The 24,501-nt window shown below is 62.2% G+C and carries 25 protein-coding genes and 1 other RNA gene; 16 read left to right on the plus strand and 10 right to left on the minus strand.

From position 1 onward, the window contains the following. The first annotated feature begins 17 nt into the window (after window positions 1–17). From AMK05_RS18650 to AMK05_RS18665, 4 genes are all read left to right on the plus strand, one after another. Window positions 18–716 (plus strand): hypothetical protein, encoded by a 699-nt coding sequence (locus AMK05_RS18650; RefSeq protein ID WP_064840610.1) that lies wholly within the window; start codon window positions 18–20, stop codon window positions 714–716. 117 nt (window positions 717–833) lie between these two features. Continuing rightward, a complete protein-coding gene (locus AMK05_RS18655) occupies window positions 834–1,421 on the plus strand; it encodes a 5-formyltetrahydrofolate cyclo-ligase (RefSeq protein WP_064840611.1) in 588 nt (195 codons plus the stop codon). Between the two features lie 3 nt (window positions 1,422–1,424). Beyond that, complete coding sequence (locus AMK05_RS18660) at window positions 1,425–2,249, plus strand: TIGR00282 family metallophosphoesterase (protein ID WP_064840612.1); 825 nt, start codon at window positions 1,425–1,427, stop codon at window positions 2,247–2,249. A 112-nt stretch (window positions 2,250–2,361) separates the two neighbouring features. Further along, on the plus strand, window positions 2,362–3,207 hold the full coding sequence (locus AMK05_RS18665; RefSeq protein WP_064840613.1) for an MBL fold metallo-hydrolase: 846 nt from the start codon (window positions 2,362–2,364) through the stop codon (window positions 3,205–3,207). A gap of 31 nt (window positions 3,208–3,238) precedes the next feature. Here AMK05_RS18665 and AMK05_RS18670 read toward each other — a convergent pair whose 3' ends face one another. Next, window positions 3,239–3,742 carry a pyridoxamine 5'-phosphate oxidase family protein gene (locus AMK05_RS18670; RefSeq protein ID WP_064840614.1) on the minus strand — a complete coding sequence of 168 codons (504 nt, stop codon included), beginning with the start codon at window positions 3,740–3,742 and terminating at the stop codon, window positions 3,239–3,241. A gap of 19 nt (window positions 3,743–3,761) precedes the next feature. Here AMK05_RS18670 and AMK05_RS18675 point away from each other — a divergent pair, with 19 nt between their 5' ends. Together AMK05_RS18675 and AMK05_RS18680 are read left to right on the plus strand one after the other, a co-directional pair. Next, the gene (locus AMK05_RS18675; protein WP_237352144.1) at window positions 3,762–4,313 is read left to right on the plus strand and encodes a DUF6636 domain-containing protein; all 552 of its coding nucleotides are present in this window, start codon (window positions 3,762–3,764) and stop codon (window positions 4,311–4,313) included. A 116-nt stretch (window positions 4,314–4,429) separates the two neighbouring features. Beyond that, on the plus strand, window positions 4,430–5,176 hold the full coding sequence (locus AMK05_RS18680) for a YebC/PmpR family DNA-binding transcriptional regulator (RefSeq protein ID WP_049734610.1): 747 nt from the start codon (window positions 4,430–4,432) through the stop codon (window positions 5,174–5,176). 257 nt (window positions 5,177–5,433) lie between these two features. On the opposite strand, the gene AMK05_RS18685 is transcribed toward AMK05_RS18680, so the two are convergent. After that, window positions 5,434–6,435, minus strand: coding sequence for an LLM class flavin-dependent oxidoreductase (locus tag AMK05_RS18685; protein ID WP_064840616.1), 1,002 nt, complete (start codon window positions 6,433–6,435; stop codon window positions 5,434–5,436). A gap of 128 nt (window positions 6,436–6,563) precedes the next feature. Next, window positions 6,564–8,879, minus strand: a complete 2,316-nt coding sequence (locus tag AMK05_RS18690) for a methyl-accepting chemotaxis protein (protein WP_064840617.1) — start codon at window positions 8,877–8,879, stop codon at window positions 6,564–6,566. Between the two features lie 241 nt (window positions 8,880–9,120). On the opposite strand from AMK05_RS18690, the gene ruvC reads away from it, so the two are divergent. The 8 genes from ruvC (at window position 9,121) to AMK05_RS18730 (ending at window position 14,181) form a co-directional block, all read left to right on the plus strand. Further along, window positions 9,121–9,630: a crossover junction endodeoxyribonuclease RuvC gene (ruvC, locus tag AMK05_RS18695; protein ID WP_064840618.1), complete on the plus strand. Its 510-nt coding sequence runs from the start codon at window positions 9,121–9,123 to the stop codon at window positions 9,628–9,630. Window positions 9,631–9,687: 57 nt separating this feature from the next. After that, on the plus strand, window positions 9,688–9,939 hold the full coding sequence (locus AMK05_RS18700; RefSeq protein ID WP_064840619.1) for an AbrB/MazE/SpoVT family DNA-binding domain-containing protein: 252 nt from the start codon (window positions 9,688–9,690) through the stop codon (window positions 9,937–9,939). After that, entirely contained in the window at window positions 9,939–10,352 is a 414-nt protein-coding gene (locus tag AMK05_RS18705; protein WP_064840620.1) for a type II toxin-antitoxin system VapC family toxin, read from the plus strand. The genes AMK05_RS18700 and AMK05_RS18705 overlap by 1 nt, the downstream gene beginning before the upstream one ends. Before the next feature lie 13 nt (window positions 10,353–10,365). Continuing rightward, complete coding sequence (gene ruvA, locus AMK05_RS18710; protein ID WP_064840621.1) at window positions 10,366–10,980, plus strand: Holliday junction branch migration protein RuvA; 615 nt, start codon at window positions 10,366–10,368, stop codon at window positions 10,978–10,980. A gap of 82 nt (window positions 10,981–11,062) precedes the next feature. Next, window positions 11,063–12,103, plus strand: coding sequence for a Holliday junction branch migration DNA helicase RuvB (gene ruvB, locus AMK05_RS18715; RefSeq protein WP_064840622.1), 1,041 nt, complete (start codon window positions 11,063–11,065; stop codon window positions 12,101–12,103). Further along, window positions 12,104–13,006, plus strand: coding sequence for a metallophosphoesterase (locus tag AMK05_RS18720; RefSeq protein ID WP_064840623.1), 903 nt, complete (start codon window positions 12,104–12,106; stop codon window positions 13,004–13,006). Window positions 13,007–13,012: 6 nt separating this feature from the next. After that, window positions 13,013–13,525, plus strand: a complete 513-nt coding sequence (locus AMK05_RS18725; protein ID WP_064840624.1) for an NUDIX hydrolase — start codon at window positions 13,013–13,015, stop codon at window positions 13,523–13,525. Window positions 13,526–13,617: 92 nt separating this feature from the next. Beyond that, the gene (locus AMK05_RS18730; RefSeq protein WP_064840625.1) at window positions 13,618–14,181 is read left to right on the plus strand and encodes a DinB family protein; all 564 of its coding nucleotides are present in this window, start codon (window positions 13,618–13,620) and stop codon (window positions 14,179–14,181) included. On the opposite strand, the gene AMK05_RS18735 is transcribed toward AMK05_RS18730, so the two are convergent. From AMK05_RS18735 to AMK05_RS18755, 5 genes are all read right to left on the minus strand, one after another. Then, window positions 14,178–15,560, minus strand: a complete 1,383-nt coding sequence (locus tag AMK05_RS18735) for a virulence factor family protein (protein ID WP_064840626.1) — start codon at window positions 15,558–15,560, stop codon at window positions 14,178–14,180. The genes AMK05_RS18730 and AMK05_RS18735 overlap by 4 nt on opposite strands. After that, window positions 15,557–18,160, minus strand: coding sequence for a bifunctional lysylphosphatidylglycerol flippase/synthetase MprF (gene mprF, locus AMK05_RS18740; protein WP_064840627.1), 2,604 nt, complete (start codon window positions 18,158–18,160; stop codon window positions 15,557–15,559). Before mprF ends, AMK05_RS18735 begins: the two co-directional genes overlap by 4 nt. Window positions 18,161–18,389: 229 nt before the next feature. Further along, window positions 18,390–20,504, minus strand: a complete 2,115-nt coding sequence (locus AMK05_RS18745; RefSeq protein WP_064840628.1) for a mechanosensitive ion channel family protein — start codon at window positions 20,502–20,504, stop codon at window positions 18,390–18,392. 170 nt (window positions 20,505–20,674) lie between these two features. Further along, on the minus strand, window positions 20,675–21,706 hold the full coding sequence (gene gnd / locus AMK05_RS18750; protein ID WP_064840629.1) for a phosphogluconate dehydrogenase (NAD(+)-dependent, decarboxylating): 1,032 nt from the start codon (window positions 21,704–21,706) through the stop codon (window positions 20,675–20,677). A gap of 136 nt (window positions 21,707–21,842) precedes the next feature. Next, window positions 21,843–22,325, minus strand: coding sequence for an SRPBCC domain-containing protein (locus AMK05_RS18755; RefSeq protein ID WP_064840630.1), 483 nt, complete (start codon window positions 22,323–22,325; stop codon window positions 21,843–21,845). 83 nt (window positions 22,326–22,408) lie between these two features. On the opposite strand from AMK05_RS18755, the gene AMK05_RS18760 reads away from it, so the two are divergent. Further along, entirely contained in the window at window positions 22,409–22,741 is a 333-nt protein-coding gene (locus tag AMK05_RS18760; protein ID WP_064840631.1) for an ArsR/SmtB family transcription factor, read from the plus strand. A gap of 143 nt (window positions 22,742–22,884) precedes the next feature. Next, a complete protein-coding gene (locus AMK05_RS18765) occupies window positions 22,885–23,856 on the plus strand; it encodes an NAD-dependent epimerase/dehydratase family protein (protein WP_064841441.1) in 972 nt (323 codons plus the stop codon). A 30-nt stretch (window positions 23,857–23,886) separates the two neighbouring features. Here the strand turns inward: AMK05_RS18765 and ssrS are convergent. Both ssrS and AMK05_RS18775 read right to left on the minus strand, forming a co-directional pair. Continuing rightward, window positions 23,887–24,045: non-coding RNA, 6S RNA (gene ssrS, locus AMK05_RS18770), on the minus strand. 70 nt (window positions 24,046–24,115) lie between these two features. Then, entirely contained in the window at window positions 24,116–24,493 is a 378-nt protein-coding gene (locus AMK05_RS18775; RefSeq protein ID WP_049734628.1) for a cell division protein ZapA, read from the minus strand. Window positions 24,494–24,501 lie beyond the last annotated feature (8 nt).

Below are 24,501 nucleotides of genomic sequence, written 5' to 3' on the forward strand. Positions count from 1 at the left end.
TTATCGGGGGATTGTCCATGCAGGTCGCAACCACGTCTGCCTCCATCATCTTGCGCGGCACGTCTTCGACGACAGCCATATCCGCCGCCTTAGACGACACCGATCAGGGTGTGCTAAAACTGCAGCGCAGCACCCAGACGCTGCAGCAGATGCGGCAGACCTCGGCGAATTCCGAAGACGAAGCCAAGACGAAGGCACAACGCAAGCTGGAAGAGGCAAAGCAGCAACTGGAGATGCTGCGCAGTTCCAGCATGCCGCCCGAGGTGGTTGCCCGTCTGGCTGCCGAACTGGCGCGCAAGGTCGGTACCGCCGCCTCCGAATTCGCATCATCAGTCGCGGCCGACAGCCCGGCCGCCGTCGCTTCGGTGGACGCAACCACGGATGCAACGGCCGCGACGACTGAGGCTGCCCTGACGGATGCCTCAGGAAAAACCGCGGTTGAAGAAGCCGGCGCACAGGAACCGGACGCCGCCGCCAGCGCCCGCAAGGCCTATCAGAGCGTGGCCGAAGACGCCCCACGATTCTCGGGCATCTCGGTCGATGATCGAGAAACGATGGAAGAGTTCAAGGCGGTCGTGCGCGATCTCAAGCAATTGCTCGAAAAGGCGATGCACGACCTGCGCCAGCAGAACCGGCAAACCGGGGTGAACGCCATTCCTGATGCGGCAGGTTTCTCCATCGCCACCGCGACAATACCGACAAGCATCGTCGTCTGATCTTCGGCCGCATCCCCCGACAGGCGTGAAACGGGCGCAGCGCTGTCGCATCCGGCATTTGCATCGGACATCCAGCCGTCTATGCTCATTTGAAATTTTCCCTATCCGTCGGATCGAATGACCGTGAAAGAACTGAAAACGCAGCTGCGAAATGAACGACTGTCGGCGCGCGACGCCATTTCTCCTGAGAAACGCGCCGCCAAAAGCCTTGCGATGGCCGATCATGCCGGCGAGGCGGTTGGTTTTGCGCTGGGCACGATCGTCTCCGGCTTCCTGCCGATCCGTTCGGAAGCCGATCTCCGGCCGCTGATGGCGCGCTTTGCCGTGCGCGGTGCGCGGCTCTGCGTGCCGGCGATCCTCGACCGGCAGACCATCGTCTTCCGCGAGCTGGCGGAGGGTGCCCCGCTTGTCGATACCGGTTTCGGCACGGTCGGCCCGGGCGACGATGCCGCCATACTCGATCCGGAAATCATGCTGGTGCCGCTTTCAGCCTTCGATGCCCGCGGCCACCGCATCGGCTACGGCGCCGGCCATTACGACCGCGCCATCAGCCGGCTGAGGCAAAAAGGCTTGCATCCCAAGCTGATCGGCATTGCATTCGACTGCCAGGAAGTGGCACATGTGCCGGACGAGCCGCATGACATAAGCCTGGATGCCATCCTGACAGAAAGCGGCCTTCGCTTTTTTGCCTCTTGGATTGGATAGGGAATGCGGCTGCTTTTTCTGGGTGACATGGTCGGCAAGACGGGACGCACGGCGGTCTGGGACCGCCTGCCCGGCCTGATCTCCGACCTCAAACTCGATTTCGTCGTCGTCAACGGCGAGAATGCCGCAGGCGGCTTCGGCATCACCGAGGACATCTTTCTGGAAACGATCAATGCCGGCGCCGATGTGGTGACGACGGGCAATCACGTCTGGGACCAGAAGGAAGCCGTCGCTTTTGCCGGGCGGCACGATCAATTCCTGCGGCCGGCCAACTATCCGCAAGGCACGCCCGGCCGCGGCTCCGGGCTGTTCTATGCCAGGAACGGCGCGCGCGTGCTCGTTGCCAACGTCATGGGCCGGGTCTTCATGCATCCGGAACTCGACGACCCCTTCAAATCGGCGGAAGTGATTCTCGACGCCTGCCCGCTGAAGGAGCAGGCCGATGCGATCATCTTCGATTTTCATGCGGAAGCGACCAGCGAGAAGCAGTGCTTCGGCCATTTCGTCGACGGCCGCGCCAGTTTCGTCGTCGGCACCCACACGCATGTGCCGACAGCCGACGCGCAGATCCTGAACGGCGGCACCGCCTATATGTCGGATGCCGGCATGTGCGGCGACTACGACTCCTCCCTCGGCATGGATAAGGAAGAGCCGCTCAACCGCTTCATTTCCAAGATGCCGAAGGGCCGCATGGAAGCGGCGAGCGGGCCGGCGACGATCTGCGGCGTCGGCGTGGAAATTTCCGACAGCACGGGCTTGGCCGAAAAGATCGCGCCGCTCCGGCTCGGACCGCGGCTGGCCGAGACGATGCCGGAGTTCTGGCGCTAGCCTCTACGTGTAGCCAACACGCAATCGTGAGCATTCCTAGTCTGGACCGCTGCGACCTCATGCCGCATCCTCCCGCCGCCAATTCAAAGTGGTAGAGCGCCGGAGGGCTGGCATGAAGCCGCAATATCTCGTCCTCGCTATCGCATGCCTTGCGGTCTTCGCCGCGGCCGGTCCTGCCGGGGCGCAGGAACAGCGAACGCCCGTCAGCCAGTGCCAGGCGATCGCTGAGAATATCCCGAAGGTAATTTTCGCCAGCTTTTCCGGCGCCGCGTCGCTGGCGCCTGCCGTTTCCGAGGGCGAAGAGGTCAAGCTCACGTATCTCGGCCATTCCACCTTCGAGATCGACACGCCTGGCGGCATCGTCATCGCGACAGACTATAATGGCTGGTACAGGCCGGCCACGATGCCGGATGTCGTGACCATGAACAAGGCGCATACGACCCACTTCACCTTGGCGCCCGATCCAGGCATCAAACATGTACTGCATGGCTGGAGCGATATTCCGGGCGAGAAGGCCAACATCAATCTCGTTGTCGGCGATGCCTATATCCGCAATGTCCCCACGGATATCCGCTTCAGCTACGGCCTCGGCGGAGCGCATGAGAATGGCAACTCCATCTTCATCTTCGAGATCGCCGGCCTCTGCATCGGCCATCTTGGCCACCTGCACTATGAATTGACGGATGCCCATTACACCGAGATCGGCCGCCTCGACGTCGTCATGGTCCCGGTCGATGGCGGCCTGACCATGGGCGCCGACAGCATGAGCCGCGTCATCAAGCGGCTGCGCTCGTCGTTGATTTTGCCGATGCACCGGCGCGGCCCGCCGGTCGAAGCCTTCGTCTCGATGTTCGGCAAGGATTTCGACGTCGCCAATGCGCCCGATGACAGTATCACCGTCTCCATGCGCACGCTGCCGAAGAAGCCGCTGATCTATGTGCTGAAAGGTGTGCAGTAAAAGAGGCCCGGAAGCATCCGGGCCAGTGCAATCAAGCGAACTGCAGATGGCGCCTGATGCCGATGTCAGGCGTCTTGTCGTCGTCGAGATTGGCCTTGGCGATCTCCCAGCCGAACTTCAGCGTGCTGCCTGTGGAAACCCAGATCGCGGCATCGTCGACATGCAGGGACAACATGGTGAGCCTGGGGTCCTTCTTGCCGCCGTCATACCAGGCCGCGACGATCGAACTCCAATATTCCTCGATCTTGGCAGGGTCGGGACGCACGTCGATCACACCGGCTAGGCAGGCATGATAGTCGTGATCCTTGCCGATGACGCAGAAATGCGCGCGGCTGCCTGGCTTGATGGCGCGCACGATGTCGGCATCGGTCTTGGTGTAGAACCAGATCGTGTTGGTGGTGGGATCGGCATGCGGCGCCATCGGTTGCATGTGCATATCCAGCCCGGAAATTCCGAGCATGCCGGCATGAACATCGTTGACCTGATCCCAGAGCTGACGTGCTGGCTGCTCCTGCGCATCGCTGAGACTTGCCATGACCGTTCCTTTCCGTTGAATGGAGTTCTTGAAACGTCATCCCCTCGCCTTTGTTCCCCGCAGAGGCAGCGGGACGACGCGGTCTTTTCAGCGTGCGGGAATATGCGATAGTGCGCCCGAACGAGAAAAGATCACCATGCGAACAAAACATTCGATTCTGGCTTTGGTTTTTTGCGCAGCTTTTGCGCCAACAGTCCTTGCGGCAGAAAAGACCTTCAAGCCCGACGAGAATGGCCAGGTCGTCTTCGTCACCCCGACAAGGAATATCGGCTGCGTCTATACGCCAAAGGGCGGCGTTGAAATGTATGTTCCCGAAGACGGCGGTCCGGAGCTTGCCTGCGAACGCAAAGAGCCGCTCTACGTCCGCCTTATCCTGTCGGCAAGCGGCAAGGCCTTTATCTTCGAGATGGAAGGCGATACCGCCTGCTGCAGCGATGACCATATTCTCGACTATGGCGATAGCTGGAGGGGCGGACCCTATTCCTGCACCTCCGACACGGAGGGACTGCGTTGCCAACGTCGGGACGGACATGGTTTCTTGGCCAGCCGCAAGCGATTGACGGTTGACTGAGACGGGCGACGGGCGTGCGCATCGTACGGCAAATCCACCGCTTTTTCCTTGAACGGGTGCCGTTTCGCTCTTATAAGGCGGCCCATTCCGAACAATGAGACGTGAACAGGGGTGCCATGGCTGGCCATTCACAGTTTAAAAACATCATGCACCGCAAGGGCCGTCAGGATGCCGTGCGGTCGAAAATGTTCTCCAAGCTTGCGCGCGAAATCACCGTAGCCGCCAAGGCCGGCCTGCCCGACCCGATGATGAACGCCCGTCTTCGCCTGGCGATCCAGAACGCCAAGGCCCAGTCCATGCCGAAAGACAACATCGACCGCGCCATCAAGAAGGCAGCCGGCGCCGACGGCGAAAACTACGATGAAGTCCGCTACGAGGGTTACGGCCCCGGCGGCACGGCGATCATCGTCGAAGCCCTGACCGACAACCGCAACCGCACCGCCTCCAATGTCCGCTCGATCTTCACCAAGGCCGGCGGAGCGCTTGGCGAAACCGGTTCGGTCTCCTTCTCCTTCGACCATGTCGGCGAAATCACTTACAAGCTCTCCGTCGGCGATGCCGACAAGATGATGGAAGCCGCGATCGAAGCCGGCGCCGACGATGTCGAGACCGACGAGGAAGGCCACTACATCACCTGCGGTTTCGAAGCTCTCGGCGAAGTGGCAAAGGCGCTGGAAGCAAGCCTCGGCGAAGCCGAAACCGTCAAGGCCGTCTGGCGCGCTCAGAACAACGTGCCGGTGGATGAAGAAAAGGCCCAGTCGCTGATGAAGCTCATCGACAGCCTGGAAGACGATGACGACGTGCAGAACGTCTATTCCAACTTCGAGGTCTCCGAAGAAGTTCTGGCCAAGCTCTCGGCCTGATTTTTCAGACATCCGAATAGAAAACCCGGCTGTGATGCCGGGTTCAGTTTGTTGACAAACCTTGCTCTTTACTCGCCGTCATCCTCGGCCTTGTGCCGAGGATCTGCTGCAACCACATCAGATGCTCGGGACAAACCCGAGTATGACGAAAGAGTGGTTGGCCGCCTTGAACCCGGTGGTGATGCCGGACTTCTTCTGACGGGTAGCTCCTCGCCTCGCACATGATGTTCTACTCTTAAAGACGCTCGTTACGAACCCTAAGCGGCCGCCCGCATGAAGCTTCCCAAGCCGGCAAACAATTCCACCGATCTCAGCCGGGTTTCGATATCGTGGATCGGCATCGAGATGATCACCTCGTCGGCCTGCGTTTCCTTGAGAAACTCGGTCAGCTTCGCCTCCGCCGTCTTCGGCGACCCGACCACTGCGTAGCGCAGCGTATGCTCGACGTTCGTCTTCTCCATCGGCGACCAGAAATTTTCCATATCGGCCACCGGGCGCGGGAACGGGCCGCGGACATTGCGGCGCAGGTTGACGAATTGCTGCTCGGCCGAGGTGAAATGGTAGCGTGCCTCCTCGTCCGTCGCCGCCACAGCGCCCATGACGCCAACCATCACATAGGGCTTGTCGAGCGTTGCCGAGGGCTGGAAGCGGTCGCGGTAGATCGCAATCGCATCGAGCAGCATGTCGGGCGCGAAATGCGAGGCGAAGGCATAGGGAAGCCCGAGCATGGCGGCGAGCTGGGCGCTGTAGAGGCTGGAGCCGAGCAGCCAGATCGGGATGTGCGAGCCATTGCCGGGAACGGCGAGGATCGCCTGGTTGTCGACCGGCGTGCCGAGCAGCTGCTGCAGTTCGACCACGTCGTTCGGAAAGCTATTGGCGCCGGCCTCGAGATTGCGCCGTAGCGCCTGTGCCGTGCGCATATCCGTCCCCGGCGCGCGCCCGAGGCCGAGATCGACGCGGCCGGGGAAGAGCGCCTCCAGCGTGCCGAACTGCTCGGCGATGACGAGCGGCGAATGATTGGGCAGCATGATGCCGCCGGAGCCGATGCGGATACTCTTCGTCGCCGCCCCGACATGACCGATGACGACTGACGTGGCCGCACTGGCGATCCCCGGCATGCCGTGATGCTCGGCGAGCCAGAAGCGCTTGTAGCCGAATTCCTCGGCCTTGCGAGCCATCCGCGCCGAACTCTCGAGAGACTGGCTGACGGTGCTGCCATCGGCAACGGGGGAGAGGTCGAGTATGGAAAAGGGAACCATGGGAAACCTGCCGGGCAAGTGAAGGATGCAGCCTATGTAGGTTCGCGCCCGCGCCATTCCAAACCATGCGCGCAATCAAAAGGGCCGCGCGAGCGCGACCCCTTTTTTTGCATTAGTGGAAATGATGGCTAGCGATGGCGGCGGAGCACATGCACCTCGGCGCTCGGCGTGTGGTGGTCAGGCGGCAGCGTGAAATTGCCGAGCTGGCGGTCCATTTCCAGGGCTTCCGTCGCCAGCCTGTGGATCGCAGCCGTGGTCTCTTCGACCATCGAGGCATTCTGCTGCGTCATCGCGTCGAGTTCGGCGACAGCGCTGTTGATCTCCCGCAGCGTATTGGCTTCCTCGCGCGTCGCACCCATGATGTCGTTGATCTGTGCGTTGATCGCCTCGACACGGGCACCGATACCGGTCAGCGCAACGCCCGCTTTTTCCACAAGCGACACGCCGCTTTCGACCTCATGCGTCGATTTCTGCAGCAGGCTGGAGATTTCCTTGGCCGCACTCGACGAGCGCTGGGCGAGTTCGCGCACTTCCATGGCGACAACGGCGAAGCCCTTGCCCGATTCACCGGCGCGCGCCGCCTCGACGCCGGCGTTGAGCGCCAGGAGGTTGGTCTGGAAGGCGATGTCGTCGATGACCGAGATGATCGTGTTGATCTGGCGCGAGGAGGCCTGGATCGCCTCCATCGCCGCGATCGTCTCGCGCATGATCTGGCCGGAGCCGGTCGTCTCCTTCTTGGCGTCGCGGGCGATGCGCTCGGCCTGTTCGGCCCGCTCGATCTGCTGGCGGACGGACTGGGTGATGGCGCTGATCGCATTCGCCGTCTCGGTGATCGAGCCGGCCTGGCGCTCGGTGCGGCCGGCAAGCTCGTCGGCGCCGGTGCGCATCTCCTCGGAGCCGGCGCGCACCGCCATCGAGTTGCCGCCGATGGCCGTCATGGTTTCACTCAGCGTCGCCAGTGCCTCGTTGAAATTGACGCGCAGGCTTTCGAGCTCGTTCGGGAAGCGGGTGTCGATCTGGTAGGCAAGATCGCCAGCCGCCAGATGGTGCAGGCCCTCATCGATCGCTTCGACCACCTGCTGCAGCGTCTTCGCCTCGGCTTCGCGCTCGGCCAGATTCTGCTGGCGGTCGCGATCGGCCTGCAGACGCGTCTCTTCGCTGGCGGCTTCGAGTTCGCGGCTTTCGATCAGCGACTGGCGGAAACGGGCAAGCGCGTTCGCCATCGTGCCGATCTCGTCCTTGCGGTTGAGGCTGCCGATCTCGCTATCGAGCTTGCCGTCGGCAACATCGCGGGTGACGCCGGCAAGCCGCGCAAGCGGCGAAAACAGAAAATTGGTGACGAGGCCGGTGGCCACCGCCATGACGACGAGCACGCCGATGCCGATCATCGTCAGCAGCGTGGCGATCTCGATCGAGCCGGCATTGAGTTCACTCAAGAGCACGCTTTCGACAACGAGGAAGCGGTCGCCGCGGTAGTCGATGCCGCGGACATAGGCGCGGGCCGGCCCGTCCGCCCTGTCGAAATCGGCAACCGTCATCGCCGAACTGGCAAGCGCGTCCTTGATGAAGGTGAAAGGGGTCGCATCGAGCGTCGCGAGCTTGCCGCTCGGGTCGAGGCCGACTGCCGAGCCGTCACCGGAAACGATCGCCGCCCGCGCCGTGCTGTCCTGGACGATACCCTTGCCAAGGATGCTGGTGACGATGTCGTCGCGCACCTTGAAGAGGAAGATGCCCTTGGCCGCCCCGAGTTTGACGATCGGCACGGCATAGAAGATTGCCGATTTGCCGCTGGCGGCATCGACGCGGAGGCCGGAAAAACCTGTCGGCGCGGCGTCGTCGGTCGCCTTGGCGGTATTCTCGATTGCCTTGCCGAAGGCGATACCGGCGCCGGTTGCCTTCCAGGCGTCCGACTTCAGGTTCTCGGCGAAGTCGTCCTGCTTCTTGTAGGAATAAAGCACGGTGCCGTCGAGATCGGCGATCAGCAGGTCGCTGAAGGCGGTATCCTCCAGATCGCGGGCGACTTCGCCCTGCGTCTTCTCATGGTTCGAATAATAAAAGCCGCTCGGCCCTTCCGGCTTCATCAGCTTCTCGCGCTGGTCAGCCGGGTTGGGATTGCCCGCAATGAAAACCTTCTTCAATTCGGCGCGGGCGTCGCCCGAGGTCTTCTCGATCGTCTTCCAGCCGCTCTTCAGGCTGGTGATCGACATCTGCAGCGCTTCGATGCGCGCGATGGAATTCGCCTGGTTCTCGAGCTGCGCCAGCTGATCCTGCAGCATGTCGCCGCGAAAGATCAGCACGCTCTCCTTGGCCTTCAGCGCCTGCTCGTCGGAGATCCGGCTGCTGGCAAAATAGGCAAGCACGTCGATCACGGCAATCGACAGCACAGTCAGCAGAATGAATGTGGCAATGACCTTGAAGGACAGGGACTGAAATCTCTGAGCCATGTACGACGAACCCCTCTGACGCACCTGCCGGCGTGGGCACGCAGCGCATGCCTGATCGACCGATCTTTGAACAGAACATCGGGGGCTTATCTCCTTGCGACACGAGAACCCCTTCGTATTTGACACTAGAATTCAAGCATCTGTTTTAATTCGCGGTAAATGGAGGCTCTTAAATCCGAGAATGTTTTTGTTTTGTTCACATATCGATGGCAGTTATTTCGCAGTCGCTATAGGTTGAACCATGCAAAATACGATTCGCATCATCGGCATCGATCCCGGCCTTCGTCGCACCGGCTGGGGAATCATCGACACGCTGGGCAATTCCCTGCGGTTTGTGGCCTCCGGAACCGTGACCTCCGATGGCGACATGGATCTCGCCTCCCGCCTCTGCCAGCTGCATGACGGCCTGGCGGAGGTCGTCCATACTTACAAGCCGGATGAAGCCGCCGTCGAACAGACCTTCGTCAATAAGGATGCGGTGGCGACCCTGAAGCTTGGCCAAGCCCGCGGCATCGCCATGCTGGTGCCGGCGCGCGCCGGGCTGCACGTCTCAGAATACGCCCCGAATGCCGTCAAGAAGGCGGTCATCGGCGTCGGCCATGGTGAAAAACATCAGATTCACATGATGTTGAAGATCCTGATGCCGAAAGTCGAATTCAAGGGCGACGATGCCGCCGACGCCCTGGCGATCGCCATCTGCCACGCCCACAACCGCGGGAGCAACCGGATGCGGCAAGCACTGGCCGGCTAATCTGTTCTTGACTTGTTCCGATAGTAAGGATAATTCTTACTTCGAAGGAGCAGCAAGATGCGCGTCACGTCCAAAGGCCAGGTGACCATTCCTCGCGATCTCAGAGAACTTGCGGGCATCGAGCCCAACAGCGAGGTCATCTTCTCGATCGAGAACGGCAAGCTGGTTCTCTCGCCGAAGAACGGCAAGCAGGAGATCGAGGATCGGGGGCGGCTCGACCGTTTCCTGCAGACGATCCGCCGTCTGGAAGGAACCGGCGATCAGGCGATCAATGCCGAAGACCTCATGTCGATGACCCGTGATCGCTGATGGCAACGCTTGTCGATACAAGCATACTCGTCGACCTGGCTGTGACCGGTTCGTACTGGCACGGTTGGTCGCGTCGGAAAATGCTCGACGTCTTCAGAGATGGCCCGGTCCTCATAAATCCGATCATCTATTCCGAATTTTCCGTTCGCTACGATGATATGGACGAAGTCGACCAACTGCTTCCGCAGGATGAATTCCGCCGCGAGAACCTGCCTTGGCCGGCTGTCTTCGCCGCGGCTCAAGCCTCCCGGCTTTACCGTCGCGCCGGCGGAGGACGCCAACGGATATTGCCAGACTTCCTCATCGGCGCCCATGCGGCGATTAGGGGCTACAAGATTTTGACCCGCGACCCCGGCGGATACCGATCGTATTTCCCCTCCGTTGAACTTATCACGCCCGAAACGCACCCTTGAGAGACCGCGCCCCATGATTGGCAAGCTGAAAGGCACCATAGACGAGATCGGCGAAGACTATGTGCTCGTCGATGTACACGGCGTCTGCTACGTCGCCCACTGCTCGGCCCGTACCCTGTCCAAGCTCGGCTCGGCCGGCGAGGCCTGCGTGCTGTTCATCGAGACCTATGTGCGCGAGGATCAGTTGAAGCTCTTCGGCTTTATGACCGCATTGGAGCGGGAATGGTTCAACCTGCTCCAGAGCGTTCAGGGGGTCGGCGCCAAGGTCGCGCTTGCCGTGCTCTCGACCTTGACGCCGGGCGAACTCGCCAATGCGATCGCTCTGCAGGACCGCGCCGCCGTTTCCCGCGCGCCGGGCGTCGGCCCGAAAGTGGCGATGCGTCTCGTGACCGAACTCAAGAACCGGGCGCCGGCCTTTGCCGGGGAGGCGATCAATATCGGCCTCAAGCAGGAACTCGGCGAAGGTGTCGCGGCCGCACCGGTGGCCGATGCAGTCTCCGCGCTGACCAATCTCGGCTATAGCAGAGACCAGGCGGCCAATGCGGTTGCCGCAGCCATGAAGACGGCGGGCGATGGCGCCGACAGCGCCAAGCTGATCAGGCTGGGATTGAAGGAGTTGGCGCGGTGAAGCCGGGAAAAACGACGGTTGGATATCGAGGCGACCGTTTTTTGGTGTATTGGTGTGAGAGTTTTCGGAACGGAATGAGAGCATGAGCGAACCCGCCCGCCTGATATCGCCGGAAAAGCGGGGCGAAGATCTCGACATCACCCTGCGCCCGCAATCGCTGGACGAGTTCACCGGCCAGGCGGAAGCGCGCGCCAATCTCAAGGTCTTCATCGAGGCGGCGAAGAACCGCGGCGAGGCGCTGGACCATGTGCTCTTCGTCGGCCCGCCCGGCCTCGGCAAGACGACGCTGGCGCAGATCATGGCGAAGGAGCTCGGCGTCAATTTCCGCTCGACATCCGGTCCGGTGATTGCCAAGGCCGGCGATCTCGCCGCGCTGCTGACCAATCTCGAAGAGCGCGACGTGCTCTTCATCGACGAGATCCATCGCCTCAACCCGGCTGTCGAGGAAATTCTCTATCCGGCCATGGAGGATTTCCAGCTCGACCTTATCATCGGCGAAGGCCCCGCCGCGCGCTCGGTGAAGATCGACCTGTCGAAATTCACCCTGGTGGCGGCCACCACCCGTCTCGGCCTGCTGACGACGCCGCTGCGCGACCGCTTCGGCATCCCGGTGCGCCTGAGCTTCTATACGGTCGAGGAGCTGGAATTGATCGTGCGCCGCGGTGCGCGGCTGATGAACCTGCCGATGACCGAAGAGGGCGCCCGCGAGATCGCCAGACGCGCCCGCGGCACCCCGCGCATCGCCGGCCGCCTGCTGCGGCGCGTGCGCGACTTCGCCGAGGTGGCAAGGGCCGAGGCCGTCACCCGCGAGATCGCCGACGAGGCGCTGACCCGCTTGCTTGTCGACAATGTCGGCTTCGACCAGCTCGACAAACGCTACCTCAACATGATCGCCGTCAATTTCGGCGGCGGCCCGGTCGGTATCGAAACCATCGCCGCCGGTCTTTCCGAGCCGCGCGACGCGATCGAGGACATCATCGAGCCTTATATGATCCAGCAGGGTTTCATTCAGCGCACGCCGCGCGGCCGTGTTCTGACCGCAATCGCGTGGAAACATCTCGGAATGCAACCGCCCAAGGAAATGGAGGCTGCGCAGTTCCGGCTGTTCCAGGAGGACAACTGAGTGATCACCCGCCGCGGATTTTTCAAGGTTCTTGGCGGCGGTATCGCAGGCGTCATGTCGCTCGGCGGTTACGCCTTCGCCTATGAACCGCTGGCGAGGCTCGGCATCGCCAGCTACCGGCTGACGCCGCCCGGATGGACGCCGGGGCTGAAACTCCGCGTCGTCGCGCTCGCCGATATCCATGCCTGCGAACCCTGGATGTCGGCAAGCCGCATTACCGCGATCTGCCACAGGGCCAATGAACTCGAAGGTGATGTCACCGTCCTGCTCGGCGATTATGCCTCGGGCATGAATATGGTGACCCAATATGTGCATTCGAGCCAATGGTCGAAGGCGCTCTCCACCCTGCAGGCGCCTCTCGGCGTCCATGCGATCATGGGTAACCACGACTGGTGGGAGGACAGGACCGCCCAGAAGAACGGCGGCATGGAAACATTCGGGCACCGGGCGCTTGCCGACGTCGGCATCCCTGTCTACGGCAACCGCGCCGTTCGGCTCGAAAAGGATGGCCGCGGCTTCTGGTTCGCAGGCCTCGAAGACCAGTTGGCGCTGCTGCCCGGCAGGAAATGGGGCCGCACACGCATGCTCGGTCTCGACGACCTCAAGGGAACGATGGCGCAAGTAACCGACGATGCGCCCGTCATCCTGCTTGCCCATGAGCCCGATATCTTTCCGCGCGTGCCCGAGCGCGTCTCGCTGACCCTGTCGGGCCACACCCATGGCGGGCAGATCCGTTTCCTCGGCCGTTCGCCGATCGTCCCCTCGCGTTACGGCAATCGCTACGCCTATGGTCATATCGTCGAGGAGCGCCGTAATATCATCGTCTCCGGTGGTCTCGGCTGCTCCATTGCGCCGGTGCGCTTCGGCGTGCCGCCGGAAATCGTCGTGATCGATCTCGGATAGAATGACATGAGCAAGCGCACCCTCATCCGCCTGACTGCCAGCGCTGAGCGTTTCAATTATCGCATCGCCGGCCTCGGCTTTCGCGATGGCCACGTGCTCGTTCATCGCGCCGTGCACGAGCCCTTCTGGACCTTTCCGGGCGGCAGGGCGGAGATCGGCGAGACGTCGGAGGAAACGCTGAAACGGGAGATGGTCGAAGAACTCGGCCTCGAAGTCACCGTCTCCCGCCTGCTCTGGGTCGTCGAGAATTTCTTCCGCTACGAGGAGCGCGACTGGCATGAACTCGGCCTCTATTATCTGATGGACATCCCCCTGGAATTCCCCTTCCGGCCGGGCGAAATCATCCACCGCGTCGAAGACGGCGACAACCATCTCGAATTCAAATGGGTGCTTGCGACGCGCCAGGCCCTGACCGAGCTCGACATCCCGCCCTATTTCATCGCCGATGAAATCGAGAACCTGCCCGTAGCACCCCGTCATCTCGTCTGGCGCGACGGCAATCTCGATCAGAAGAACTGACGCAGGCAATTCAAAGTGGTTACAGCGTCCTTTGCGCGCCCCAAAGGGCGCGCGGCGCTGCGGCCAAAAGCGCTCAAAGAGGAGATGCGCCGATGCCGGCCTACGATCCCATCAGATCATTTCGCAAGCTCGCCTATAACAACGCTCTCGCCAACCACCGTCTGCTTCAGGCCTGCACGGCATTGAAGCCCGGCGAATTCGAAGCGCCGCGCACGAACTTTTTCCCCTCGATCAAGGAAACCTTGAACCACATCATCACGGTCGACTGGTTCTATGTCGACGGACTGGAAGCCGGCACGCTCGGCTACCAGGCCTTCGAGGTCGACGAACCCTTCGACGACATCACATCGCTGGCGCAAGCGCAGGCGAAGGTCGACCAGCGGCTGACGACGCTTTGCGAGGCCCTGACGCCGGAGAAGCTCACGTCAACGGTCCGCCTCCATCGCGGAGACCGCATCCAGGAGGAGCGGATGGACGACGTACTCGCCCACCTCTTCCAGCACCAGACCCATCATCGCGGCCAGGTGCATGCGATGCTCTCCAGCACCAGCGTCGCTCCGCCGCAGCTCGACGAATTCATCGTCGCCGACGATGCGAAATTTCGCGGGCGCGAACTCGCTGGACTCGGCTGGAGTGAAGAAACGCTGATGCTTTAATTCTGCAGCCGTTTTTTCAGCCCGTCGATGATCGTCTTGGTGAGAAGATCGTAATTCTCGTCGAAGTGATGGTCGCCGGGCAGTTCGACGACTTCCGCGCCGCTCTCCTTCACCGCCGGGCAAGCGACATCATCATCGTCGTCCTTGCCGTAGATGCATTGCACCAGCTTCGGGTCGATGTTCTTCAGATCGGCGACGGGATCGCCTCCTGCCCCTTCCGTCTTCTGGCCGAGCCAGCCGAGAACGGAGATGACGTAATCGACTTGGTGCGAGAGCGACAGCAGCGACAATTGCGCCACCGCCGACTTTTCGGCTGGCTTGAGGAGCTGATAGGTGGCGGGCACGACGTCGGCGCCGAAGGAATAACCGACGAGCAGCACATGCTTCACCTTCCACTGTTTGCGGTAGAAATCGATGATCTTCGAAAGATCGGCAGCGGTCTCCTCCGGCTTGCGCTCCGACCAGAAATAATGAAGTGAATCGACGCCGACGACCGGAATGCCTTCCTTCTGCAAGGTGCCGCCGACTTCCTTGTCGATGTCGCGCCAGCCGCCGTCGCCGGAATAGATCACCGCCATCGTATCGAGAGCAGGCGTCGCCTCGAGGATCGCCAGCGGCAGGCCGAGCGGATTGCCGAAGGCGCCGGAGGCAGTGACGAGGTCGTCGAGCGTATCGGCAAACACCGTCTGCGCATCGTCGGTTGACTCGCGGATTTCGATTGTGGAATGGACTTTCTTCAGCGCTTCGGCATGCGTCCTGCCATCTTTATCGGCATTGGGCGTGAAGACCGATATGACGGGGTCCGGCAACGCGCCGTCGCTGAGCCCGTAGACCATGCGGTCGCCAACTGCCTTCTTCGATGCCGGCGTGCAAAGTTCCTTGGTCAGCGGAATGCCGGCCTTCGGATCGACGGCAAGCGTCTGGCCGATCGTCGCATCCGGCGTTTGCGCCGCAATCGCCAGTGCCAGGGCCCCGCCCTCGCCGATGCCGGCGACGATTGGCAGGTGATAGGCGTTGTTGCCGGTCGCACGCTGCACCTGCTGGCTGAGCGACTCGATGTCCGAAACCATGTAGACGCAGCCGTCGTTGAGGCTGACATCGTATCGGCTGAGCGCCTGGATATAGGAGGGAAAGTCGACGCCGATGACGACGGCGCCTTCGGAAACCAGCCTGTCGGCCTCCCCCTTCTCATAGTCGCCCCAGCCGGCGGCATCCGAGATCAGCATCACCGTGCCCTTCACCTCCCCTTCCGGCAGGAAGATGTGCGGCGACGGGATAAGCCCGGTTTCGAAGCTCTGCGTGGTTTCCTCGGCGGCATGAACCGGTGCGGCCGCGAGCATGCAGGCGCATGCCGTGGCAAGAAGGATTGTCCTGATCATTTTCTCACTACCCCTTTCAATCCGCCCCCGATCAGAAATGTCGCGTCCATCAACGCGATCATCGGATTGCCCCCTCCGGAGACCGCAAGATAGCGCGGTTGCCAGTGCGGATGAAACTTTGATTTGAATGCCCGAAGGCCTTTGAAGTTGTAGAAGCGTTCGCCGTGTTCGAAGACGGTGCTGCCGATGCGGTCCCAGACGGGCGCCGCCTCGCGTTTCGACATGCCGGAGAGAGGCGCCATGCCGAGATTGAAGTGGGTAAAACCCTGGCCGCGCAGATATTCCATGATCTGCACGAAGAGAAAGTCCATCGAGCCTTTCGGGGCATCCGGCGAGAAGCGCATGAGATCGATCGTGCCCTCCTGCTTGGACTCGGTAACGAGGATATTGGCGAAAGCGACGATCCTGCCCTCTTTTTTCAAAATGCCGACCGGCTGGGAAGCGACGTAGCCGGGATCGAAGGCACCCAGCGAAAAGCCCTTTTCCTTGGCGTTGTGATGCTCGAGCCAGGCCGTGGAGACGGCCGAGAGGTCATCGATCACCGAGGGCACCTCCTCGGGTTCGACGACGGCAAATTCCAGCCCGTCGCGCTGGGCGCGGCTTGCGGTCTGGCGAAGGTTCGCCCATTTGCCGCCCTTCATCTCGAAGGTTCGAAGATCGGTCACTGCCAGTTCGCCGAGCTTGAAGGCGCGAAGGCCGGCATCGGCGCAATGGGAAAGCAGCGACGGCGAGATCTGATAGAACACGGCCCGGCAGCCGGCGGCACGCGCCGCTTCGACGAAACGCCAGACGAGCTCCTGCACGGCGCGATGTTCGCCGACCGGGTCGAACAGCGCGATCCAGGACCGGCCCTGCCGGCCATACATGATGAAGGCGTCCCCCTTTTCCGAGAACATGATGCTCTTGTCGCCCATGCGCACCAGATTGGCGTCGGCATTGCCCTGCCTGCCGACGATCTCGACGGCACGCACCAGCGCTTCCTCCGTCGCCGGTTCCGGCCGGAAGGCCGCCGGCCGAAGCAGGCTGAAGACGGCGATCGCCGACGAGATGATGGTGATGCCGAGCACGGCGCGTAAGCCCCGCGGCGCTTCGGCGGTGAATTCGAACTGCCACCAGAGCTGGTTGCTGTATTCGACATCGCGATAGACGAAGAGCAGGATGACGACGGCGCCGACGACGATGACCGCAATCGCCATCAGCCAGGACGCCGTCAGCGCCTGATTGAGCAGCGAGGCATGGCGGGTAAAGAGCCGCCGGCTGACGAAGAGCCCGAAGATGAGGAAGGCGAGAAAGGCGGCTTCGACGAGCGCGATCGCTTTCAGGAGCGACAAAGTCAATGCGGCAAGGGCCGAGAATACCGCCACCCACCAGGCACCATCGAGCCGCTGGCCTAGGCCGCGCGCCGCGACGACGAGCGCGAGCCCGAGCAGGCTGGAAAGGAAATGCGCCCCTTCCACCATCGGCAGCGGCAGATAGTTGGAGAGGAATTCGAGGTTCTGGTCCGGCGTCGGCGTAACGCTCGAGAAGATCAGCATGACGCCGAGTAGTAGCGCCAAGGCCGACAGCAGCTGCGGCATCAGCCTTCCGCCGATGCGCCGGACGCTGGAGGCGGCCGGATGATCGACGAACCGACGCAGCTCCGTCGCCGAGACCGCGAGCACGGCGATCAGCAGCGGCAGCACATGATAGATCAGCCGGTAGAGCACCAACGATCCGAGCACGGCGTCGATGTTCACGGCGCTGCCGAGTGAGGCGATGATCACCGTCTCGAACACGCCGAGCCCGGCCGGAACGTGGCTGAGCACGCCGAGACCGACGGCGATCGCATAGACGGCGAGGAAGACCGGCCAGCCGATGGCCGTCTGCGGCAGCAACACGTAAAGCACGGACGCCGAGGCGGCGATATCGAAGGCGGTAACGAGGAACTGCCGCGACCAGGTACGCGAATCCGGCAGGCGGATCGCGACTGGGCCGAGATCGAGCACGCGCCCGTCGCGGCCGATGATCATCACGGCACCCAGAATGGCGACGATCGAACCGGCGATCAACCGCAGCAGCAAGGCGCTGACGCCGATCAGCGGGCCGATCTCGTCGGCGATGATGATGAGGGCGATCGCCCCGACGCCCGCAAGCCCCAGACCGAAGGAGAGCGTGACGAAGGCGATGATCCGGCCGATATCTTCAGGCGACAGCCCGAGACGCGTATAGGCGCGATAGCGGATCGCGCCGCCTGACAGTGCCCCGAAACCGGCGGTATTGCCGACCGCATAGGCACTGAACGCCGTCAGCGCCACATGCGGAAAGGGCAGCTTCTTGCCGATATAGTCGATCGCATTGAGATCGTAGAAGACCAGGGAGAGGAAACTGAGTGCGGTGAAGAACAGCGCAAGCAGGATGGCGCTCGGCCTGGTTGCCGCCAGCGCGTCAACGACGTCGTCATAGCGCACCTCGTTGGTCAGCTGCATGATCGCATAGCCGACGAGGCAGAAGACCACGAGTGTCGCCGCTGCCGTCAGCGGTGTTCTGTAACGTCTGAATAAACCGCGAAAAGAAAATCCGTCCGCGTCTTCCATATCTTTCAAATTGTCGTGACCCGACATGTCTTATCCTGCTGCAATTGCCAGCTCGGCGGGAATCATTTTTGAAAGACGTAACATGAGAGGCATATAAGCTCCATGAAGCCATGCCACCGTTACCCAGCCCCGCCGCCTGGGCCTCCATTACCCTCAATTGGGGCGAATTTGCGCAGGCGGACATAACGCCGCATTGCATTTTCGTAAGCTTATGAAGGGACTTGCCCCGCCACGGGGGGGATTTGCCAAGCGCGCTTCATGCCGCCGGCTCGCCATTCGCCCGCGCATGGGCGGCGTAGCGTGCAACGGCAGCATCCACGTCGGCGTCGCGATCACCCGCCACCTGCACTGTCGGCACGGCAAATTCGATGCCGTTTTCCTTGAAGGCGTTGCGGATCATCGCCAGCGCGTTGCGGCGGATGACGAATTGCTCGCCGGGCTTCGTCATCATCGACAGCCGGATTTCGATCGCGAATTCGCCGAACTGCTCGACACCCTTCATCTTCAGCGTCTCGATGATATGAGGGCCGAATTCCGGATTTTCGAGCAGTGTCTGGCCGATCTGCTTGATCACCTTCTTCGCCTTGACCAGATCGGTATCGTATTTGACGTTGAGGCTGATCTTGTCGATCGTCCAATCGCGGTTGAGGTTCTTCACCGCGCCGAGTTCGCCGAACGGCACCGTCGTCAGCGGCCCGCGATGATGCCTGAGCTTCACCGAGCGCAGGCTGAAGGCTTCGACCACGCCCTTGTGGCTGCCGCTTTCGATATATTCGCCGATGCGGAAGGCATCGTCCCAGAGATAGAACATGCCGCTGATCACATCCTTGACGATCGTCTGCGCACCGAAGCCGACCGCCACGCCGACAACGCCGGCGCCGGCGATGAGCGGCCCGATCTCGATGCCGAGGCCGGAAAGCACCATCAAGACAGCAAGGACGGCGATCACGACGGCAAGGATATTGCGGAAGATCGGCAACAGCGTCTGTATCCGTGCGCGTTTGGCCTTCTCCTCATCCGTTGCCCCGCCATCCACGGATGAATCGAGCAGCTTGCCGTCGATATAGGCCTTGATGACATGCCAGAGCAGGTCGGCGGCAAGCAGGATGACGATGCCGCCGATGACGCCGCGCGCGATCTTGTCGACCATGGTGTCGCCCGCCGCCATCGTATCGGCGCCGACGCCGAGCATGTGCCCGAGCCAGATGGCGGCAACGGCGATGATCAGCGCCCGCACGCCGCGGTCGAGCAGCACGGCGGCTATGCGGCGCGTCGCCAGGAAGCTCGCCTCGGTCTGCCGCAGCGATTTGACCGCAATCGTCGAGACGGCAAGCACGCGCGGCAGCAGCAGCACATAGATGCCCAGCCAGAGCAGCCAGTTGAAGCCGGCGACCCAGAGGCTCCAGAGCAGCAGGAAATAGACGGTCAGCGCCCAGGAGATCCCGTGAGCGCGTTTCTCGTCCTTATGCGGCCGCGACCAGACCGCTTCGATCGCGATCAGGAGCAGGCCGATGCCGAGGACGTAGCCGACGAGGAGCCGCGCGCTGGGGGAATAGCCGAGTGGTTCCATCGACTGGATCACCGCCCAGCCGAGCATGAAATAAATGACGAAGGTCGCGCAGCGCCGGTACCAGAACAATGCGACGTCACGCCCCGGCATGGTCAGAGCGGTGATGCCCTGCCGTTCTTCCTCGATCCGCGCCAATCCAATGAGATCGACCAGCACACCGCCGAGGCAGATCGTAGAGCGTTGGACGATGAGCGCGACGACGCAGACGATCGCGATGCTCTGGCTGAGCGGTGGCCAGCCGAGGCTCAGAAGCGCAAGCATCGTTGCCGCTGCGAAGATCAGCGCCGGGATGACGCGCGGCGCCAGATGCATGCCGGCCATCTCGGCCAGGCGACGACGGCGGCGGCGGAAGGCATAACGGGCAATGCTTTCGACGATCGCGCCGAGCAGGAAGATGGCCAGGAACTGTGCTGTCATGCGCGGCCAGCCGTTCGCGGCGATTTCGCCGAAGAACAGCGAGGAAGCGTTGCCGACCTGCGATGGCAGCACCATTGCTGCATCGGAGATCATCGAGACATGTCGGCGGGCATGTTGCAGCAGTCCTGACAGCACCGACATCTGGTTCTCGGCCGCCGTATCGGACGCAGGCGTCGCCGCCATCTGCGTCGACATCCACTGCTTGACCTCGGGCGTCTGCATGAGCTGCATCATCTCACGCACCTGGGCCGGCGGGGTCGACGCGGCTGGCGTTTGCGTGGGTGGTGTCTGGGCAAGGCCTGGTGAAACCGCACCCAAAAGCGCAATGAATGCCAGCACACCCGATATGGCGGCCTTCAAGCCCCCTGCCCTGCCACGCGCCATGACCGCCTCCAATGGAATGCCGGCCGCTTGGACGAAGCAGCCCCGGCATTTCCCTTTTCAGCAATGGATACTCGCGAGCACTGCCGCCAGCAAGCCGTAGGGAAACCATACCGATGGCTAGGAAAGGATGAGGCGCCTCCTTGTCAGAAGGCGCCGAAAGCCTCCGGCCTTCAGGATTTCGGAGCCGGCTTTTCCACGTGGCCGCCGAAACCCGCCCGCATTGCCGACAGCACCTTGTTGGCGAATTCGTCGTTGTCGCGCGAGGAGAAGCGGCCGTAGAGCGCCGCACTCAGCACTGGCGTCGGCACGCTTTCGTCGATTGCCGCCATGATCGTCCAGCGGCCTTCGCCGCTGTCGGAGACGCGGCCGGCATATTTCGACAGCGCCGGATCGGCATGCAGCGCATCGGCGGTGAGATCGAGCAGCCAGGAGGTGATGACGCTGCCGCGGCGCCAGACTTCGGCGACGTCCTGCAGATTGAAGTCGTATTGGAAATGTTCCGGGTGGGCGAGCGGCGCGGTTTCCGCGTCGGCCTCATGCGAGGCGGCGCCGATATTGGCGTGTTTCAGGATGTTGATGCCTTCGGCATAGGCGGCCATCAGGCCGTATTCGATGCCGTTATGCACCATCTTGACGAAATGGCCGGCGCCATGCGGGCCGCAATGCAGGTAACCCTGCTCGGCGGTGCTCGCCGCAGCCGCCTCGGCGCTGCGGTTCGGCGAGGCTTCCGTCTTGCCGGCGCCGGGCGCGAGCGTCGCGAAAATCGGCGAAAGGTGCTGGACGATGCTCTTCTCGCCGCCGATCATCAGGCAATAGCCGCGTTCGAGGCCGAAGACGCCGCCGCTGGTGCCGACGTCGACATAATGGATGCCCTTGGTGATGAGCTCGGCGCCGCGGCGGATATCGTCGTGGTAATAGGAGTTGCCGCCGTCGATGACGATATCGCCATTTTCAAGCAGCGGCAAAAGGCTCGCCAGCACCTTGTCGACGATCGCCGCCGGCAGCATCAGCCAGATCGCCCGCGGATGCGTGAGCTTCAAGACGAACTCTTCGAGCGAAGCACTACCGGTCGCACCGAGGCCTGCGAGTTCGGCAACGCTCTCCGGCCTGGCGTCGTAGACGACGCATTCGTGACCGCCCCGCATCAACCGCTGGACCATGTAATTGCCCATGCGGCCCAAACCAATCATGCCAAGCTGCATAATGAAATCTCCTGGAAATCGAGATGAAGTATCGAATCCGGAAATTAGCACCGGCAGTGTGACAGGCAAGCGAAGTCTCGGCTCCAATGGCGAATGCGACGATTGCGCCGCCGATCGCATCGAGACCGATTATCGGTCAGGCATCCGGCGCGCTGGCCGGCTCCCCCTTCATTTCGCTGAGGAACATGCCCTCGCGCAGATTGATGCCGTATTCGACGAAAGCCTTCATGCAGCAGAGCATCTGCGTCCAGCCTTCGCAGTTGAGATAGGTGCCGCGCCGGCCGGCCTCGTCCTCGCGCCAGCCGGTCTCGGCGATGGTCACCAAGGTGCCGCCATCCTCCAGCGGCTTGAAATTCATCTCCACCGACGTCTTGTAGGTCGTCTTGTCGTCGCCGGTGCCGCCTTCCCAGCTGAGCACGATGCGGCTTTCCGGCACGAGTTCGACCACCTCCACTTGGGCGTCCTTCCACCAGGTCACCGTCTTGCCCTTGACGAGCGGCGCGCTCGCCCCGCCGATCGTGGTGAAATAGCTGCTGAGCTTCTTCGGGTTGACGACGGCGTCGAACACCTCGGCGACAGGGCGGCCGATCCGGCCGGAAACGCGGATTCCGAGAGACATGCCCTTTCTCCTCTTCTCCATTGTCCTGTTTCCATTGTACTTATTCAATTGTACTTGGCGCCATTATGTTATAAAAACATAACATGTCAAGCGAATCGACCGACGATCCCGTTTTCAAGGCCCTGGCGCATCACCGCCGCCGCGAAATCCTCGACCTGCTCAAGGATGCGCCCCGCACCACGGGAACGCTTTGCGAGATGTTTCCGCAGATGGACCGCTGCACGGTGATGCAGCATCTGAAGGTGCTGGAGGAAGCCGACCTGGTCATCGCCCGGAAAGAGGGCCGCGAACGCTGGAACCACCTGAACAGCCTGCCGATCAAGCACATCCATGACCGCTGGATCAGCGCCTATGCCGGGCACGCTCTATCAATCCTCGACCGGTTGAAAAGCGATCTCGAAGGCCCGCTGGAATAAGGACCGGACGTTCAGACCTCCCGGCCGCCGCCACGCCACCGTCCGAGCCTGCAGCTTTCCTGCACCCCCATGCATAATTTATGCGTTGCCTGGAAAGCCCGGCCTTCATAGCCTCCGGCTCCAAACATTCCGGAGGCGGTGCGATGACGATAATGGTGACGGGAAGCGCCGGCCACCTCGGCGAGGCGCTGATGCGCAGCCTGCGAACGCAAGGCCGGTCGGCGCGCGGCATCGACATCAAACCCTCGGCCTTCACCGACATGGTCGGCTCGATCGCTGACCGCGTTTTCCTCCGGCAGGCGATGTCGGGCATCCGCCACGTCGTCCATGCCGCCACACTGCACAAGCCGCATGTGGCAACCCACCGCAATCGCGATTTCCTCGACACCAATGCCGGCGGTACGCTGAACCTGCTCGAAGAGGCGGTCACCGCCAAGGTTGCAAGCTTCGTCTTCACCAGCACCACCAGCGCCTTCGGCGCGGCGTTGACCCCGGCGGCTGGCGCACCGGCGGCATGGGTGACCGAGGACGTGCTCCCGGTCGCCAGAAACATCTACGGCGTAACGAAACTCGCCGCCGAAGGCCTGTGCGAACTCTTCGCCCGCAGCTCCGGCCTGCCGGTCGTTATTCTGAGGACATCGCGCTTCTTTCCCGAAAGCGACGACAATCCTGACATTCGCGGCGGCTATTCGGCGGAGAATGCACAGGCCAACGAACTTCTGCACCGCCGCGTCGATATCGCGGATGTGATCTGCGCCCATCTGCTGGCGCTCGACAAGGCGCCGTCAATCGGCTTCGGCCGCTATATCGTCTCCGCCACGACGCCGTTTTCGGCGAACGATCTCGCCGAGATAAGGCGCGATGCGCCCGCCGCCGTCGAAGGGCTGTTCCCGGGTGCGGGCGCCCTCTATGCATCACGCGGCTGGAAGATGTTTCCGACGCTCGACCGCGTCTATGTCAACGCCCGCGCCCGGCAGGAACTCGGCTGGCAGCCGCGATATGATTTCCGCTTCGTGCTCGATTGCCTCGGCGACGACAGGGAATGGCGAAGCCCGCTGGCACTGGACGTCGGCTCGAAAGGCTATCACGACGAAGGGCCTTATCCGGTCGATTAGTCCGGCGTCTTCCGAAGAGGAAAGGAAAAGGTGCGATCCACGACCACCGATGGATGTTTACGATCCTGGGTGCCTACAAACGTAGGTGGGCGCCGTGTGTCCAGGCCCACGGGCCTGGCCAGGGACAGCTCCCTTTGGATCGAGTATGGCCCCAGGGATTGTGGTTCCTGTCGAGAGGCGCAGACCGCATCGCGATATATAAGGTCGTTTGCGCTGACGCGCCAGTGGCGGCGGCAGCTCGTCCTTATTTAATTGAAGATCAATTGAGGTCGGGGGCGGGCCGGCCATTCAGCTTGTCGGTGATGCCGCGAATGCGGCTTGAAACCTCACTGAGCGCCGCCGCGAGATTTTCCTCGGTGCGGGCGGTGGCTGCAAGCACGGTGTCGCGGTTGCCGCGCAGGGACTCGAGTTCGGATTCCAGCCCGGCGACGCGGCGCGTCAGCTCGGCGATCTCATCCATGATCATGATCCCGGCCATAACAGTGATCCTGAGATCGCCGATTTCGCCGAACTGCCCCTTGAGATGGCCGACATAGCGGTCGAAACGGGTGGCGAGATCGGTCAGGTGATCCTCCTGCCCTTCCTCGCAGGCCATGCGATAGGCCTTGCCGTCGATCGTTACTGTTACCTGCGCCATGCCAAACT

It is taken from the genome of Rhizobium sp. N324 (genome assembly GCF_001664485.1).
Lineage (GTDB): Bacteria > Pseudomonadota > Alphaproteobacteria > Rhizobiales > Rhizobiaceae > Rhizobium.

Coding starts and splice junctions, on each gene's coding strand:
- AMK05_RS18700 (WP_064840619.1), top strand. CDS start 9,688: ATGCGCGTCACGTCCAAAGGCCAGGTGACCATTCCTCGCGATCTCAGA.
- AMK05_RS18735 (WP_064840626.1), bottom strand. CDS start 15,560: ATGATCAGGACAATCCTTCTTGCCACGGCATGCGCCTGCATGCTCGCG.
- AMK05_RS18775 (WP_049734628.1), bottom strand. CDS start 24,493: ATGGCGCAGGTAACAGTAACGATCGACGGCAAGGCCTATCGCATGGCC.
- mprF (WP_064840627.1), bottom strand. CDS start 18,160: ATGTCGGGTCACGACAATTTGAAAGATATGGAAGACGCGGACGGATTT.
- AMK05_RS18680 (WP_049734610.1), top strand. CDS start 4,430: ATGGCTGGCCATTCACAGTTTAAAAACATCATGCACCGCAAGGGCCGT.
- gnd (WP_064840629.1), bottom strand. CDS start 21,706: ATGCAGCTTGGCATGATTGGTTTGGGCCGCATGGGCAATTACATGGTC.
- AMK05_RS18690 (WP_064840617.1), bottom strand. CDS start 8,879: ATGGCTCAGAGATTTCAGTCCCTGTCCTTCAAGGTCATTGCCACATTC.
- AMK05_RS18730 (WP_064840625.1), top strand. CDS start 13,618: ATGCCGGCCTACGATCCCATCAGATCATTTCGCAAGCTCGCCTATAAC.
- AMK05_RS18650 (WP_064840610.1), top strand. CDS start 18: ATGCAGGTCGCAACCACGTCTGCCTCCATCATCTTGCGCGGCACGTCT.
- AMK05_RS18765 (WP_064841441.1), top strand. CDS start 22,885: ATGACGATAATGGTGACGGGAAGCGCCGGCCACCTCGGCGAGGCGCTG.
- AMK05_RS18665 (WP_064840613.1), top strand. CDS start 2,362: ATGAAGCCGCAATATCTCGTCCTCGCTATCGCATGCCTTGCGGTCTTC.
- AMK05_RS18655 (WP_064840611.1), top strand. CDS start 834: ATGACCGTGAAAGAACTGAAAACGCAGCTGCGAAATGAACGACTGTCG.
- ruvB (WP_064840622.1), top strand. CDS start 11,063: ATGAGCGAACCCGCCCGCCTGATATCGCCGGAAAAGCGGGGCGAAGAT.
- ruvA (WP_064840621.1), top strand. CDS start 10,366: ATGATTGGCAAGCTGAAAGGCACCATAGACGAGATCGGCGAAGACTAT.
- AMK05_RS18760 (WP_064840631.1), top strand. CDS start 22,409: ATGTCAAGCGAATCGACCGACGATCCCGTTTTCAAGGCCCTGGCGCAT.
- AMK05_RS18670 (WP_064840614.1), bottom strand. CDS start 3,742: ATGGCAAGTCTCAGCGATGCGCAGGAGCAGCCAGCACGTCAGCTCTGG.
- AMK05_RS18745 (WP_064840628.1), bottom strand. CDS start 20,504: ATGGCGCGTGGCAGGGCAGGGGGCTTGAAGGCCGCCATATCGGGTGTG.
- AMK05_RS18705 (WP_064840620.1), top strand. CDS start 9,939: ATGGCAACGCTTGTCGATACAAGCATACTCGTCGACCTGGCTGTGACC.
- AMK05_RS18685 (WP_064840616.1), bottom strand. CDS start 6,435: ATGGTTCCCTTTTCCATACTCGACCTCTCCCCCGTTGCCGATGGCAGC.
- AMK05_RS18755 (WP_064840630.1), bottom strand. CDS start 22,325: ATGTCTCTCGGAATCCGCGTTTCCGGCCGGATCGGCCGCCCTGTCGCC.
- AMK05_RS18660 (WP_064840612.1), top strand. CDS start 1,425: ATGCGGCTGCTTTTTCTGGGTGACATGGTCGGCAAGACGGGACGCACG.
- AMK05_RS18725 (WP_064840624.1), top strand. CDS start 13,013: ATGAGCAAGCGCACCCTCATCCGCCTGACTGCCAGCGCTGAGCGTTTC.
- ruvC (WP_064840618.1), top strand. CDS start 9,121: ATGCAAAATACGATTCGCATCATCGGCATCGATCCCGGCCTTCGTCGC.
- AMK05_RS18675 (WP_237352144.1), top strand. CDS start 3,762: ATGGAGTTCTTGAAACGTCATCCCCTCGCCTTTGTTCCCCGCAGAGGC.